Below are 15,070 nucleotides of genomic sequence, written 5' to 3' on the forward strand. Positions count from 1 at the left end.
TATTTAATCCGAGGGGGGCAAAGCCCCCCGATCCCCGGCTGTACGCCGGCCATCTTATTAGGCCAGCAGGCCAGCAATCCACCACGTCATCAGGCCAATTGCACCGATAATCATGGCAAAAGCGTAGTGGTAGATATAACCAGATTGCAATTTACGCGCCAACGCTGAAAACAGCCCCACCAGCTTAGCTGAGCCATTAACAAGCAAGCCGTCGATGATGAAGGTATCCCCTACTTTCCAGAATAAAGTACCCAATACACGACCACCTGCTGCAAAGCCATTGATATACAGGTGATCCATGTAGTACTTCTCATCCAGCAGTTTCTTGATACCTACCGATGTAAAGAAGCGTTCCAGAGCAGCAGGAATACTTGGCTTCACCAGGTAGAAGTACCAGGACACCGCTACACCTGCTAAGGCCAGCCAGAATGGCAAGGTGGTCAGAGAGTGAATACCCATGCCGATTGCGCCATGGAATTCTTCTTTCATCACTTCCATAGCAGGGTGAGCTTCATGATTTACAAAAATCACACCCTTGAAGAAATCACCGTAAAGCATAGGATCGATTGCAAAGTAACCAATCACCAGCGACGGGATAGCCAGCATCACCAGCGGCAAAGTCACTACCCAAGGTGTTTCATGCGGTTTTTGCCCTGGAGCAAGACCATGATGGTGCTCATCAGCATGATGATCATCATCATGTGCATGCGCATCGTGGCCGTGGTGATCATGCGCCTTACCGAAACGCTCTTCACCGTGGAACACCAGGAAGTACATACGGAAAGAGTAGAAAGCCGTTACAAACACACCAGCCACAACAGCGAAGTAAGCAAAACCAGCGCCTGGCAAGTTTGAAGCGTGCACCGCTTCGATAATCGAATCTTTAGAATAGAAACCAGACAAGAACGGTGTACCGATCAGGGCCAGAGAGCCAATCAAAGAGGTAATCCAGGTAATTGGCATGTATTTCTTCAAGCCACCCATATTGCGGATGTCCTGATCGTGATGCATACCAATAATCACAGAACCTGCAGCAAGGAATAACAGCGCTTTAAAGAATGCGTGCGTCATCAGGTGAAATACCGCTACCGAGTAAGCTGATGCACCTAAAGCAACCGTCATATAACCGAGCTGTGACAAAGTGGAATATGCCACAACGCGCTTGATATCGTTCTGGATAATCCCGAGGAAACCCATAAACAGCGCAGTAATCGAGCCAATTACCATCACAAAATTCAGCGCAGTATCTGATAACTCAAACAATGGCGACATACGCGCCACCATAAAGATACCTGCCGTCACCATTGTTGCCGCGTGAATCAGTGCGGAAATCGGTGTCGGGCCTTCCATCGAATCCGGCAACCAGACATGCAGCGGAAACTGAGCCGATTTACCCATCGCACCGATAAACAGCAAGATGCAAGTCACCGACAACAAGGACCAGGTCACATTTGGGAACAAGCTAATCGTGGCTTCTTTCAGTGCAGGTGCTTTTGCAAATACATCGGCGTAATCGAGCGAGCCAAAGTAAGCCAGCACCAGACCAATCCCTAAAAGGAAACCAAAGTCACCTACACGGTTGATCAGGAAAGCCTTCATATTGGCGAAAGTGGCCGTTGGCTTTTTGAACCAGAAACCAATCAAGAGGTAAGAAACCAAACCTACCGCTTCCCAGCCGAAGAAGAGCTGAACGAAGTTATTCGCCATCACCAGCATCAGCATCGAGAAGGTAAACAGCGAGATATAGCTGAAGAAACGCTGATAACCCGGGTCTTCAGACATATAACCAATGGTATAGATATGCACCATCAGGGATACAAAGGTCACCACGCACATCATCATTGCGGTGAGCTTATCAACCAGGAAACCAACATTGAAATCAACACCATTAACAGTCAGCCAGGTATAAACCGTACCGTTAAAGTTATCGCCACCTGACACCAGATGGTTTAAAACATAAGCCGACATCAGGAACGAAGCAGCAACACCACCAATCGTGACGATATGCGATGCACGCCGCCCGATTGCCCAGCCAAACAAGCCTGCAACCAGCGCGCCAAACAGGGGCGCCAGCGGGATTAAGAGATAAATCGTTTTCATATCCATATATAACCCTGTCCCCTTAACCCTTCAGGCTGTCGAGATCTTCGACGTTGATCGATCGCAGATTGCGGAATAACACAATCAGGATCGCCAGCCCAATTGCGGCTTCAGCCGCGGCCACCGTCAAGATAAAGAACACGAAAATCTGCCCTGCTGAATCGCCAAGGAACTGCGAGAAAGCAATGAAATTCATATTCACCGCAAGCAACATCAACTCAATCGCCATAAGCAGCACGATTAAGTTTTTACGGTTCATAAAGATACCGAAAATACTGATGGCAAATAAACAAGCCGCCAGCACAAGATAATGCGTCAACTCAAGCATAAAAACTTTTCCTTGGGCACTTAGGCTGCTGGTTTATCATCGCTGGCAGGAACTTCTGCCAGCTCTTTAACGGTGGCTGCCATCTTGACGATACGCAGACGATCACTGGCTTTAACACGAACCTGCTCACCAGGATTGATGTATTTGCTGCTTTTACGTTTACGCAGAGTAAGGCCAATGGCGGCAATCATACCCACCAGCAGAATCACTGAAGCTAACTGGAAAGGCAGGAAATACTGGGTGTAAATCAAACGGCCTAATTCATGCACATTGCTATAGCCAGCAGGACGCTCAACCAGCGCAGCACCTTCCAGCTGGCTTGCGCCATGGGTAATCACCAAGACCATTTCCACCAGCATGGTGCCAGCAACAACACCGGCGACAGGAGCAAACTTCCAGAAGCCTTTACGCAGCTCCTCGAAATTAATGTCCAGCATCATCACCACAAACAGGAACAGCACCATGACTGCCCCCACATAAATCAGCACAAGGGAAACAGCCAGGAATTCTGCCTTCATCAGCATCCACAGCATAGCTGCGGTAAAGAAAGACAAAATCAGCAGTAAAGCGGCTTGTACCGGATTTTTGGTACTGACTACGCCAAGTGCAGAAACCAGCAGCACCAGTGCGAAGAAACTAAATAGAGCAATTGTCATCGGATACCCTTAGCGGTACTTAGCGTCTTGCGCTTTACGTTCAGCAATTTCGCTCTCGTACTTATCACCAACTGCCAGCAACATTGGCTTGGTGTAGTAGAGGTCGCCCCGTTTTTCGCCGTGATATTCAAGGATATGCGTTTCCACGATGGCATCCACCGGGCAAGCTTCCTCACAAAAACCACAGAAAATACATTTAGTCAGATCGATGTCATAACGAGTAGTGCGGCGTGTGCCGTCCTCACGCTTGTCTGACTCAATCACAATCGCCTGAGCCGGGCAAACTGCTTCACAAAGCTTACAGGCGATACAACGCTCTTCACCATTGGCATAGCGGCGCTGTGCGTGCAGGCCGCGAAAACGCGGACTGTACGGTGTTTTTTCTTCAGGGAACTGCACTGTGATCTTGGTTTGGAACATATGGCGGCCGGTAAGCATCAGGCCTTTTACCAATTCCACAAGCAAGAACGTTTTAAAGAAATAAGCAATCTTTTCCATAGCGGATCCTGTTTATTTCCAGAGGGACAGCGGCGTCTGCATCCAGGCGCCCACTACCACAATCCAAATCAAGGTGACCGGGATGAAAATTTTCCAACCCAAACGCATAAGCTGATCGTAACGATAACGGGGGAAAGTAGCGCGGAACCACAAGAAGCAGAACAGCATAAAGGCTACTTTTAATACCCACCACAGTACCGATGGCGCGCCCAGAATACCCCAGCTTGCCGGGAACGGGCTTAACCAGCCGCCAAGGAACATGATCGATGTCATTGCTGAAATCAGAATCATATTGGCGTATTCGGCCAGGAAGAACAGTGCGAAGCTCATGCCCGAGTATTCAACCATGTGGCCCGCAACAATTTCTGATTCGCCTTCGGTTACGTCAAATGGCGCGCGGTTGGTTTCAGCCACACCAGAAATAAAGTACACAACAAACAGCGGCATTAAGGGAATCAGATTCCATGACAGAATCGAGCCACCAGCTACACCCTGGCTTTGCTGATTCACAATTTCGGTCATATTTAAGCTGCCCGAAACCATCATCACACCGACCAGGGCAAAGCCCATTGCCAGCTCATAAGAAATCACCTGAGCCGCAGCGCGCATTGCACCAAGAAAAGCGTATTTGGAGTTAGATGCCCAGCCTGCCAGAATCACGCCGTAAACGCCCATCGAAGTGATAGCCATCACGTAGAGCAAGCCGACATTCACATCCGATAAAACATAGCCAGGATAAAACGGCACTACGGCCCAAGCCGCCAGTGCCGGTACCAGAACCATAATCGGCGCTAAAAAGAACAGACCAGTGCTGGCAGCAGATGGAGAAATAATTTCTTTCAGCAGCAGCTTTACACCGTCGGCAATCGGTTGCAGCAGACCAAACGGACCAACCCGGTTCGGGCCGATACGAATCTGCATATAACCGATCACTTTACGTTCAGCTAATGTCAGGTAAGCCACCGCGCCCATTAAAGGCGCAACGATGCAAACGATCTTGAGTAAGGTCCAGAGGACAAACGCGATCTCTGTGCCGAACAACCCTTGTAACATTTCCATATTGGGCGCCCTTTAAGCTTTAGAAACCGAGAGACTGTCGAACATGCCAGCAAGCTCGCGCGTTGCGGAATGCGATGCAGCCACACGAATCACGTTGTCTGCAAGACCCGCATCCAGCTCAGCAAAGAGCGATACAGCCTGACCACCCTGCTCTGCCCGCGCCAGATCATTCACAGCCAGACCCAAAGCTGCCAGTGTGGCTGCATTGGCTTTCAGAGCCGGAGCGGCCAGCGTGGCCTGCAAGCTTGGAGCGCGGCGTACCAGCGCATCTGCCTGATACATCGCCACTTCGCCCAAGCGAACCAGGCCGGAAACAGCCTGAGCTTTAACTGCCACAGCAGCTGCGGCGGTGTTATTCAGACGGGCAGCGGTATCACCCGGCAGGGCTTCATCACGAATCTGTTCAGACGATTCGTAATCAAAGCCATTAAAACCAAGCACATTGCCCAAGACGCGGAATACTTTCCAGGCCGGACGTGTCTCGCCCAGAGGACGCACCACACCATTAAAGCTTTGTGGTTTGCCTTCCATATTGACGAAAGTGCCGGAGGTTTCTGAGAATGGTGAAACCGGCAGAATCACATCGGCAAAATCAAGCGCGCAGCTATTAAATGCCGACATCACTACCACCATTTCAGCCGCTTTTACTGCTGCCAGAGCCTGCGCGCCGTTATGCGTATCAAACTCGGTTTCAGCATTTAAAAGAACGTAAGCTTTTTTAGGCGCAGCGAAAACATTGCCACCAACGGTTGCACCGATCAGCTGAGCGCCCACGGTATTTGCGGCTTCGCTCATTACGCCCAGTGTTGCGCCAGTCAGCTCAGCCAATGCTGCAGCTGCAGCGTGTAACTCAGCGGCGCGTGGATTGTGCGTTGCGATATTACCCAGCAATACAGCAGATTTACCAGTCAGAGTTGCAGCAATCGCGCGGGCTGCCTCAGTCACTTCAACGCCAGCCAAATCGAGATGTGCAGGAGCGGCCTTGCTGGTGTCAGCTTCAACAACAGCCTTAATCACGGCCAGCACGCCTTCCACCAGCTGATCAGGGCGAAGAACAGATTGCGCGGCTACTTTAGTCAGCAAATCATCGCTATGCACATTCACCAAGGAAAGCTTCAGGCCTTTCTTTACCGATTGACGCAGGCGCTGAGCAAGCAAAGGCTGCTCCTGGCGCAATGTTGAACCAATCACTAACACGGCCTCTGATGCAGCCAAATCAGCAATTGATTGGCCCAACCAGGTTGCACCTGCAGTATTAAGGCTGAAGTCTGCATTGCGTAAGCGTGTTTCGACGTTTTCTACGCCCAAACCTGCCATCAGTTTACGCAGCATAAACAGCTCTTCAACGGTGCTGTTTGGTGTGGCCACAGCAGCAACTGATGCCGCACCATGGTCTGACACCACTTGCTTCAGGCCGTTTGCTACATATTCAAGCGCAGTTTGCCAGTCAGTCACCTGCCATACGCCGCCTTGCTTAATCATTGGCTTTTGCAAGCGCTCAGCGCTGTTTAAGGCCTCATAAGAGAAACGATCACGGTCGGCCAGCCAGCATTCATTAATGGCTTCGTTTTCCAGCGGCAGAACGCGCATTACCTTGTTGTTTTTGACTTGCACAACAAGGTTGGAACCCAGGCCATCATGCGGGCTGACAGACTTACGACGGGATAATTCCCATGTGCGTGCTGAGTAGCGGAACGGCTTACTGGTCAGAGCGCCAACCGGACACAGATCAATCACATTGCCGGAAATTTCCGATTTAACTGTCTTGCCAATAAAGGACATGACTTCGGTAAATTCGCCGCGGCCTGCCATACCCAATTCCTGGAAACCGGCAATTTCTTCGGTAAAGCGAACGCAGCGGCTGCAATGAATGCAGCGAGTCATATCAGTAGAAATCAGCGGGCCAAGGTCTTTATTAGCAACAACGCGTTTTTCTTCTGTATAGCGGGAGCCAGACTGGCCGTAGCCTACCGCCAGATCCTGCAGCTGACATTCGCCACCCTGATCGCAAATCGGGCAATCCAGCGGGTGGTTAATCAGCAAGAATTCCATCACCCCCTGCTGCGCCTTCACGGCCTGATCAGAGTGGGTCCAGACTTTCATCCCGTCCGTGACGGGAGTTGCACAGGCAGGTAAAGGCTTAGGCGCTTTCTCAACCTGAACAAGGCACATACGGCAGTTTGCGGCTATAGACAGCTTTTTGTGATAGCAAAAATGCGGGATATGCACGCCAACCGAATTGGCTGCGTCCATTACCGTGCTACCGCCAGGTACTGTCAGTTTCTTACCGTCGATTTCAATTTCCAGCATGCTCTACTCAATGGCTATTGAATCAAACCCAAGCCTGCAATGCAGTCTTGTGTTCGATAAGGTATTCGAATTCGCTACGGAAGTGTTTTAGCATTCCGCGCACCGGGAAAACAGCTGCGTCGCCGAGGGCACAAATGGTTCGCCCTGCGATGTTATTACCGACACTGTCCAGGAGTTCCAAGTCTTCCGGAACACCGTGGCCCTGTGCGATACGATGAACAATGCGATACAACCAACCGGTGCCTTCGCGGCACGGTGTACATTGGCCACACGATTCTTCGAAGTAGAAGTAAGACAAACGCTCCAGCGCCTGCACCATACTGACTGTTTCGTCCATCACGATCACCGCGCCTGAACCCAGCATCGAACCCGCTTTAGCGATCGAATCGTAGTCCATGGTGCATTGCATCATGATGTCAGCAGGCAAGACCGGCGAGGATGATCCGCCCGGAATAACCGCTTTGAGTTTTTTACCATCACGCATACCGCCGCATAATTCCAGCAGCTCAGAAAACGGCATGCCCAGCGGCACTTCGTAGTTTCCAGGGCGATTAACATGGCCAGAAACCGAAAATAACTTGGTTCCACCGTTATTAGGTTTACCTAGCTCAAGGAATTTCTGACCGCCTTCGCGGATAATGTATGGTACGGAGGCAAACGTCTCCGTATTATTAATTGTGGTTGGCTTGCCATAGAGGCCATAGCTGGCAGGGAAAGGCGGCTTAAAGCGTGGCTGGCCTTTTTTACCTTCCAGCGATTCAAGCAGCGCAGTTTCTTCACCGCAGATGTAAGCACCATAACCATGATGTGCATGCAGCTGGAAGCTAAATTCTGAGCCCAGAATTTTGTCGCCTAAAAAGCCTGCCTTGCGTGCTTCTTCGAGTGCTTCTTCAAAACGCTCATAAGCTTCGAACACTTCACCGTGGATATAGTTGTAACCTACGGTAATGCCCATGGCGTAAGCACCAATAATCATGCCCTCGATCAGTGCATGCGGATTAGACACAATAATGTCTAAATCTTTAAAGGTACCTGGCTCGCCCTCGTCGGTATTACAAACAAGGTATTTTTGCCCGGGGAAGCTGCGCGGCATAAATGACCACTTCAAGCCAGTCGGGAAGCCCGCACCGCCACGGCCACGCAGGCCGGAAGTTTTCATTTGCGCAATGATTTCATCCTGAGTGATATTTTCACTCAGAATCTTTTTGAGAGCAGCATAGCCACCGCGCTTAACGTATTCGTCAATGCGCCAGCAGTTTGGATCTTCAAAATTGACGTCATCAAAAATGACACCAGTTGCATAGACGGTCATTATTCGAGCTCCGCCAGTTTCTTATCAATCGCCTCAGGCGTCATATGACTGCACATGGCGTGGTTATTCACCAGCATCACCGGCGCGTAACCACAGGCGCCCATGCACTCCCCTTCCTTCAGCGTAAATTTGCCGTCGGGTGTGGTTTCATTAAAACCAATGCCAAGCTTTTGCTTGATGTAATGCGCAGCGGTATAGCCGCCCGAAAGAGCACAGGGCAGATTGGTACACACAGTGATCTTGTGCTTACCTACCGGCTTTAAATCATACATATTGTAGAAAGTAGCCACTTCATAAGCCATCATCGGCGCAATGCCCAGATAGTCAGCTACAAATTCGATCATGTCATTGCTAAGGTAGCGGTGCTCGGTCTGCGCAATACGCAGCGCGCCCATCACGGCAGAGCGCTTTTGCTCCGCAGGGTATTTCGCTACTTCACGATCAATCAATGCAAGGGATTGAGTAGTTAACATCAGCGGTCAATCTCCCCGAATACAACGTCTTGTGTACCGATAATAGCCACCACATCGGACAACATATGGCCACGCGCCATTTCATCCAAAGATGCCAAGTGTGCAAAACCTGGTGCACGAATTTTCAGGCGGTAAGGTTTATTGGCACCATCGGACACCATGTAGATACCAAACTCACCCTTAGGATGCTCAACAGCGGCGTAAGCTTCGCCTTCCGGAACATGCATTCCTTCGGTAAACAGTTTGAAGTGGTGGATCAGCTCTTCCATATTGGCTTTCATACCGCCGCGTGAAGGTGATGCCACTTTATGATTATCTACAATCACAGGGCCAGGATTTGCTTTCAGCCATGCCACGCACTGCTTGATAATGCGGTTGGACTGGCGCATTTCTTCAACACGAACCAGATAACGGTCATAGCAATCGCCATTTTTACCGACCGGAATATCAAAGTCCAGTGCACCGTAAACTTCATACGGCTGTTTCTTACGCAGATCCCACTCCACACCCGAGCCTCGCAGCATAGGTCCAGTCAGACCCAGCGCCAGAGCACGTTCAGGTGTGATGATGCCAATACCCACGGTACGCTGCTTCCAGATACGGTTATCTGTAAGCAGGGTTTCGTATTCATCCACATAAGTTGGGAAGCGGTTAGTGAAGTCTTCGATAAAATCAAGCAAAGAGCCTTCGCGGTTGCCGTTTAATTTTTTGATCGCAGCGGCGTTACGTACCTTAGAAGCCTGGTACTGCGGCATTTGATCAGGCAGATCACGGTAAACACCACCCGGGCGGTAGTAGGCCGCATGCATACGCGCACCTGACACTGCTTCGTAGCAGTCCATCAGGTCTTCACGCTCACGGAAAGCGTACAGGAAGATGGTCATCGCGCCGCAGTCAATACCGTGCGCACCAATCCACATCAGGTGATTCAGAATGCGCGTGATTTCATCAAACATCACACGGATATACTGAGCACGAAGCGGCACTTCAATACCGGTCATTTTTTCAATCGCCATGCAATAGGCGTGCTCATTACACATCATCGACACATAATCGAGCCGATCCATATAAGGCAGGGATTGAATATAGGTTTTTGATTCAGCTAATTTTTCAGTACCGCGGTGCAGCAAACCGATGTGCGGATCAGCACGTTCGACCACTTCACCGTCTAACTCAAGCACCAGGCGCAAAACACCGTGCGCCGCAGGGTGCTGCGGTCCAAAATTCAGCGTGTAGTTACGGATTTCAGCAGCCACCGTAATTCTCCTCGCGGATGATACGCGGCGTTGTTTCTCGCGGATCGATAGTGACAGGCTGGTAGATAACACGGCCCTGCTCAGGGTCGTAACGCATTTCTACATAGCCAGAAAGCGGAAAATCCTTGCGGAAAGGATGACCAACGAAACCATAATCAGTCAGTATGCGGCGCAAATCAGGGTGTCCCTGGAACATAATCCCGAACAAGTCGAATGCTTCACGCTCAAACCAGTTAAGACCAGGCCAGACAGAAACCATGGAAGGCACAACAGGGAAATCATCATCCGTGCAAAACACACGAACGCGCAGACGGACATTGTGTTTGTAGGATAAGAAGTGATACACCGCAGCAAAACGATGCCCTTCCCAAACAGCATCTTTGTAAGCGCTGTAATCAACACCACAAACATCAATACAGGATTCAAAATGCAGTGCGGCATTATCACGTAAGGCCAGAGCAACCTCAGGCCACACGGCAACCGGCACTTCAATCGTGATTTCATCCAGAGCACAGACCAGTCTGGCAATATTAGAGCCACCTGCCTCGCCCAGAACGGCCTTCAGGCTGTCCATCAGGACGCTAAGTTTACGATCCACTGTTTACCCTCTCACTCGCCAATACACCTGAACGCGCAATCGTGTTAGTACGCTTAATCTTATTCTGTAGCTGAATAATGCCGTAAAGCAAAGCTTCGGCAGTTGGCGGACAGCCCGGCACATAGATGTCTACAGGGACAATCCGGTCACAACCACGAACGACAGAGTAAGAATAATGGTAGTAGCCACCACCATTGGCACAGGATCCCATCGAGATCACCCAGCGTGGCTCAGGCATCTGGTCATAAACCTTACGCAGTGCAGGCGCCATCTTATTGCAGAGCGTGCCTGCAACAATCATCAGGTCAGACTGGCGCGGGCTTGGGCGAAAAACGATACCGAAACGATCCAGGTCATAACGCGCCGCGCCAGCATGCATCATTTCAACCGCGCAACAGGCCAGACCAAACGTCATTGGCCACAAAGAGCCAGTGCGTGTCCAGTTGATCACGGTATCGAGCGAAGTCGTAACAAAACCTTTGTCTGCAGACTGCACGCTTGCTAAGGATTGAGCATCCATATTTATTACTCCCATTCCAGTGCGCCCTTCTTCCATTCAAAGATAAAGCCCACAACCAGTACGGTCAGGAAAATCATCATTGCAAGGAAGCCGAACATGCCGAGCTCTTTGAGCACAACAGCCCATGGCACAAGGAAGGCCACTTCGAGATCGAACAAGATAAACAGGATAGCAACGAGGTAGTAGCGAACATCAAACTGCATGCGCGCGTCTTCGAAAGCTTCGAAGCCACACTCGTAAGGTGAGCGTTTTTCAGGATCAGGCCGGTTGGTCCCGAGAATCTTGCCCACCCCCCAGCCAAGAACAAGCGGGGCAACGCCCACCAAGAGTCCTACAGCCAGAAACATCAGGATGGGGAAATAGTTAGCGAGCATGGCACTCCCCAGATTTGAAAGTTAAGGATATTTTTATATGTTGTATTCGCCCACATTGCGCGGGCGTTTTGTATCTGGTGCCGACAGAGAGACTCGAACTCTCACAACCGAAGTCACTACCCCCTCAAGATAGCGTGTCTACCAATTTCACCATGTCGGCATTAAAAACAAATTAATCTTCCAGAAGTATTACGGCTTACTCTGGAATTTTACTCGGCTGAGCTGGCTGCTGTACTGCAGGTTTTTGCGTGCTCATCACACCCAAATCTGACTTTTTAGCCGGGCTTACCAGTAAAACTAATGCAAGACAGCTTGCAAAAAACAGTGTTGCTGTCACTGCAGTAGTACGGCTTAAAAAATTAGCCGAACCCGACGAGCCAAACAGGCTGCCCGCTGAACCACTGCCAAAAGCAGCGCCCATATCGGCACCTTTACCGTGCTGCATCAACACCAAAACGATGGTAGCAATCGCAGAAACCACGTTCAAAATGAGCACGAGTGATTTAATAAGTTCCATTAATTTCTCATTTCTATGCGGCGCGCATTCTAGCGGGTTTTATATTCCCTGACTAGCGCGCAGCCATGCAGATGTCTAAAAACTCGGACGCTGATAAAGCGGCTCCGCCAACAAGCACACCATCTACCCCATCTACCGCCAGAACTTCTTCAGCATTACTGCCTTTTACACTACCGCCATACAACACACGGGTGCGGGGTTCCAGGGTCTCTTTGATAAATGCGTGCATTTCAGCGATTTGCTCTGATGTTGCAATGACACCCGTACCTACAGCCCATGATGGCTCGTAAGCAACGGCGTAAAGACCAATCGGCAAACCACGTAATACGGCTAACTCTGCCGCAATAATTTCTTTATGCCGGCCACTGGCACGCTCTTCAGCATCTTCACCCACGCAATAAACGGGAAAAAGACCCGCGTCCAGACAGGCACGCAGTTTACGAGCGGCATTTTCACTGCTCTCACCAAAATAACGACGGCGCTCAGAGTGCCCGACAATCACCAGCTCGCAACCAATATCGGCCAGCATCGATGCAGAAACTGCACCTGTGTAAGCCCCAACATGATACTCGCTGACGTCCTGAGCTCCAACCTGAACCTGACTGTCTTTCAGCAGACTCTTAGCCAACATGACATACGGGTAAGGAATGCATACCGCAACATTGGGTCCCAGCTTGGCGCGTGCCAGTTCGGGTAATACCGAACGAACCTTACCAATACTGCCGTGCATCTTCCAGTTACCAATTACAAGCTGTCTTGTCATACGACGAGAAGCACCTGTTTCAAAAGTCCCAGATTGTATTCCCACGCCTACCCCCAGTCAAACCGAGCCCTGTCGGTTCATTGATTTTCAGGTCAAGCTCACCCACACTGAGTGACTTGTAATATTTCAGCAACAATCAGCAGCTAGCATAGGCACTATTCTTTTCGTCCAAACGTTTTAGCCTTCGGAGTTTCTAGTAATGGCACTTGCACGCAAACTAATTGTCACTATCGGCCTTACTGCCGGCCTGTTCACACATGCTATCGCGGCAGACATTACTGGCGCAGGTGCGACCTTCCCGTATCCGCTGTATGCAAAATGGGCGGAAATGTATAAAGCAAAGACGGGTACAGGGCTGAATTATCAGTCAATTGGTTCGGGTGGTGGTATCAAGCAAATTCAAGCCAAAACAGTTGATTTTGGCGCTTCCGATATGCCATTAAAACCAGAAGAATTAAATAAACAGGGTCTGCTGCAATTTCCAACCGTGATCGGTGGTGTTGTACCGGTCGTAAATATTCCAGGCGTTCAGCCAGGCCAGCTGAAGCTTACCCCACAAGTATTGACAGATATTTTCCTGGGCAAAATCAAGAAGTGGAATGACCCTGCGATTGTTGCGCTGAATTCAGGCGTTACACTGCCAGAGCAAAATATCACTGTTGTCCGCCGCTCAGACGGCTCAGGCACAACGTTCGTATTTGCTGACTACCTGTCCAAAGTTTCTGCAGAATGGAAAGAAAAAGTAGGCGCAAATACCTCCCTGCAATGGCCGGTTGGTGTTGGTGGCAAGGGCAATGAAGGCGTTTCCAACTACGTACAACGTATCAAGGGTGCGATTGGTTATGTTGAGTTTGCTTACGCAAAACAAAACAAACTCGCCCACACTCAGTTGCAAAACCGTGACGGTGCTTTTGTTCAACCTTCAGAAGATGCCTTTATTGCTGCAGCAGCTGGTGCGGACTGGAAAAATGCCCCAGGCATGTACTTGCTAACCACCAACTCGGCAGGCAAAACATCATGGCCTATCGCCAACCCAACATTTATTTTGATGCATAAAAAACAAGACAAGCCGGCTCAGGCACTTGAAGTACTGAAGTTCTTTGACTGGGCTTACGGTAATGATGCAGACAAAGTAGCCCTTGATTTAGATTACATCCCAATGCCAGACAGCGTTGTTAATCTGGTCAAGGCAAACTGGAAAGCCCAAATCACCGATGGTTCTGCGCCAGTTTGGAAATAAGCCCGCCATTACTGTGACAACCGTGTTGTTGCATGTCTAAACACAACAGGAGCCATGATGCTCCTGTTGTGTTGTTGTGAAGCCTCGGTGGAATGGAGATTTTAATGCCGAATCAAAATCAACGAATGAAACAGCAGCGCTTGCAAGATGCTCTGTTCGTCGGTAGTACGCGTTTCTTTGCTTTTTTTGTACTTGCTTTATTAAGCGGTATTATTCTTTCTTTATTATATGGTGCAATGCCCAGCATCAAACACTTTGGCTTAAGCTTTATCTCATCTGAAAGCTGGAATCCGGTTACAGAAGAATTCGGTGCATGGCCGTCTATTCGCGGCACTTTAATTTCTTCATTTATTGCTTTAATTATTGCTGTACCAGTGAGCTTTGGTATTGCAATTTTCCTGACTGAATTATCGCCTACCTGGCTGCGCCGCCCGCTGGGTGTGGCCATTGAATTACTTGCCGGTGTGCCTTCTATTATTTATGGCATGTGGGGTTTATTTGTATTTGCCCCATTGTTTGCCGATCATGTACAGCCATGGCTCACAGAAACAACTGCAAACTGGCCCTTTATTGGGGAGCTGTTTGTAGGCGCACCGATGGGTATCGGTATGTTTACTGCCAGTCTGATTCTATCCATTATGGTAATTCCATATATCACATCGGTTATGCGTGATGTGTTTGAAGTTGTGCCGCCCATGCTTAAAGAATCTGCCTATGGCCTTGGTTCAACAACATGGGAAGTCGTTTGGAATGTGGTTGTACCTTTTACTAAGAACGGGATTATTGGCGGCGTTATGCTGGGCTTAGGCCGTGCATTAGGTGAAACAATGGCCATTACCTTTGTAATTGGTAATTCACAGGCAAAAATGAGCTCATTATTTGATCCTGCCACAACTATTTCAGCCACTCTGGCTAATGAGTTTACCGAAGCCAATGGCGAGCTTTATGTTTCATCGCTGATTGAATTAGGTTTACTGCTTTTCTTTATTACCTTCGTGGTACTCGTTCTTTCCAAATTATTATTGCTGCGTTTACAGCGTAATGAAGGCGCAAACTCGTGAGGCAC

The 15,070-nt window shown here is 49.6% G+C and carries 16 protein-coding genes and 1 tRNA gene; 2 read left to right on the plus strand and 15 right to left on the minus strand.

Annotated elements, in window-relative coordinates; translation table 11 throughout:
• Positions 1-57: 57 nt before the first annotated feature.
• The 15 genes from nuoL to tpiA all read right to left on the minus strand — a co-directional run bounded on the left by nuoL (position 58) and on the right by tpiA (position 12,764).
• Positions 58-2,106, minus strand: a complete 2,049-nt coding sequence (gene nuoL, locus HA050_RS02215) for an NADH-quinone oxidoreductase subunit L (RefSeq protein ID WP_166821489.1) — start codon at positions 2,104-2,106, stop codon at positions 58-60.
• Positions 2,107-2,122: 16 nt separating this feature from the next.
• Positions 2,123-2,428, minus strand: coding sequence for an NADH-quinone oxidoreductase subunit NuoK (gene nuoK / locus HA050_RS02220; RefSeq protein ID WP_099398500.1), 306 nt, complete (start codon positions 2,426-2,428; stop codon positions 2,123-2,125).
• Positions 2,429-2,448: 20 nt separating this feature from the next.
• Positions 2,449-3,084, minus strand: coding sequence for an NADH-quinone oxidoreductase subunit J (locus HA050_RS02225; protein ID WP_166821492.1), 636 nt, complete (start codon positions 3,082-3,084; stop codon positions 2,449-2,451).
• 9 nt (positions 3,085-3,093) lie between these two features.
• Positions 3,094-3,582 (minus strand): NADH-quinone oxidoreductase subunit NuoI, encoded by a 489-nt coding sequence (nuoI, locus tag HA050_RS02230; RefSeq protein ID WP_046352280.1) that lies wholly within the window; start codon positions 3,580-3,582, stop codon positions 3,094-3,096.
• A 12-nt stretch (positions 3,583-3,594) separates the two neighbouring features.
• Entirely contained in the window at positions 3,595-4,641 is a 1,047-nt protein-coding gene (gene nuoH, locus HA050_RS02235) for an NADH-quinone oxidoreductase subunit NuoH (RefSeq protein WP_099398502.1), read from the minus strand.
• Positions 4,642-4,653: 12 nt separating this feature from the next.
• Entirely contained in the window at positions 4,654-6,951 is a 2,298-nt protein-coding gene (gene nuoG, locus HA050_RS02240; protein ID WP_166821495.1) for an NADH-quinone oxidoreductase subunit NuoG, read from the minus strand.
• Positions 6,952-6,973: 22 nt separating this feature from the next.
• A complete protein-coding gene (gene nuoF, locus HA050_RS02245; RefSeq protein ID WP_166821498.1) occupies positions 6,974-8,263 on the minus strand; it encodes an NADH-quinone oxidoreductase subunit NuoF in 1,290 nt (429 codons plus the stop codon).
• A complete protein-coding gene (nuoE, locus tag HA050_RS02250; protein ID WP_115225713.1) occupies positions 8,263-8,736 on the minus strand; it encodes an NADH-quinone oxidoreductase subunit NuoE in 474 nt (157 codons plus the stop codon). Before nuoE ends, nuoF begins: the two co-directional genes overlap by 1 nt.
• Positions 8,736-9,992 carry an NADH-quinone oxidoreductase subunit D gene (locus HA050_RS02255; protein ID WP_099398506.1) on the minus strand — a complete coding sequence of 419 codons (1,257 nt, stop codon included), beginning with the start codon at positions 9,990-9,992 and terminating at the stop codon, positions 8,736-8,738. The genes nuoE and HA050_RS02255 overlap by 1 nt, the downstream gene beginning before the upstream one ends.
• A complete protein-coding gene (locus HA050_RS02260; protein ID WP_166822090.1) occupies positions 9,982-10,566 on the minus strand; it encodes an NADH-quinone oxidoreductase subunit C in 585 nt (194 codons plus the stop codon). Before HA050_RS02260 ends, HA050_RS02255 begins: the two co-directional genes overlap by 11 nt.
• 13 nt (positions 10,567-10,579) lie before the next feature.
• Positions 10,580-11,110, minus strand: coding sequence for a NuoB/complex I 20 kDa subunit family protein (locus HA050_RS02265; protein WP_115225711.1), 531 nt, complete (start codon positions 11,108-11,110; stop codon positions 10,580-10,582).
• A 5-nt stretch (positions 11,111-11,115) separates the two neighbouring features.
• The gene (locus HA050_RS02270; protein WP_046352288.1) at positions 11,116-11,484 is read right to left on the minus strand and encodes an NADH-quinone oxidoreductase subunit A; all 369 of its coding nucleotides are present in this window, start codon (positions 11,482-11,484) and stop codon (positions 11,116-11,118) included.
• A 75-nt stretch (positions 11,485-11,559) separates the two neighbouring features.
• A tRNA-Leu gene (locus tag HA050_RS02275) sits at positions 11,560-11,644 on the minus strand.
• 36 nt (positions 11,645-11,680) lie between these two features.
• Positions 11,681-12,001: a preprotein translocase subunit SecG gene (gene secG, locus HA050_RS02280; protein ID WP_099398510.1), complete on the minus strand. Its 321-nt coding sequence runs from the start codon at positions 11,999-12,001 to the stop codon at positions 11,681-11,683.
• Between the two features lie 52 nt (positions 12,002-12,053).
• The gene (gene tpiA / locus HA050_RS02285) at positions 12,054-12,764 is read right to left on the minus strand and encodes a triose-phosphate isomerase (protein ID WP_099398511.1); all 711 of its coding nucleotides are present in this window, start codon (positions 12,762-12,764) and stop codon (positions 12,054-12,056) included.
• A 199-nt stretch (positions 12,765-12,963) separates the two neighbouring features.
• Between tpiA and pstS the strand changes: the two genes are divergently transcribed.
• Together pstS and pstC are read left to right on the plus strand one after the other, a co-directional pair.
• The gene (gene pstS, locus HA050_RS02290) at positions 12,964-14,004 is read left to right on the plus strand and encodes a phosphate ABC transporter substrate-binding protein PstS (RefSeq protein ID WP_166821501.1); all 1,041 of its coding nucleotides are present in this window, start codon (positions 12,964-12,966) and stop codon (positions 14,002-14,004) included.
• 104 nt (positions 14,005-14,108) lie between these two features.
• Positions 14,109-15,065 carry a phosphate ABC transporter permease subunit PstC gene (gene pstC, locus HA050_RS02295; protein ID WP_205836256.1) on the plus strand — a complete coding sequence of 319 codons (957 nt, stop codon included), beginning with the start codon at positions 14,109-14,111 and terminating at the stop codon, positions 15,063-15,065.
• The last annotated feature ends 5 nt before the right edge of the window (positions 15,066-15,070 follow it).

The sequence above is a fragment of the Iodobacter violaceini genome (genome assembly GCF_011601265.1).
Lineage (GTDB): Bacteria > Pseudomonadota > Gammaproteobacteria > Burkholderiales > Chitinibacteraceae > Iodobacter > Iodobacter violaceini.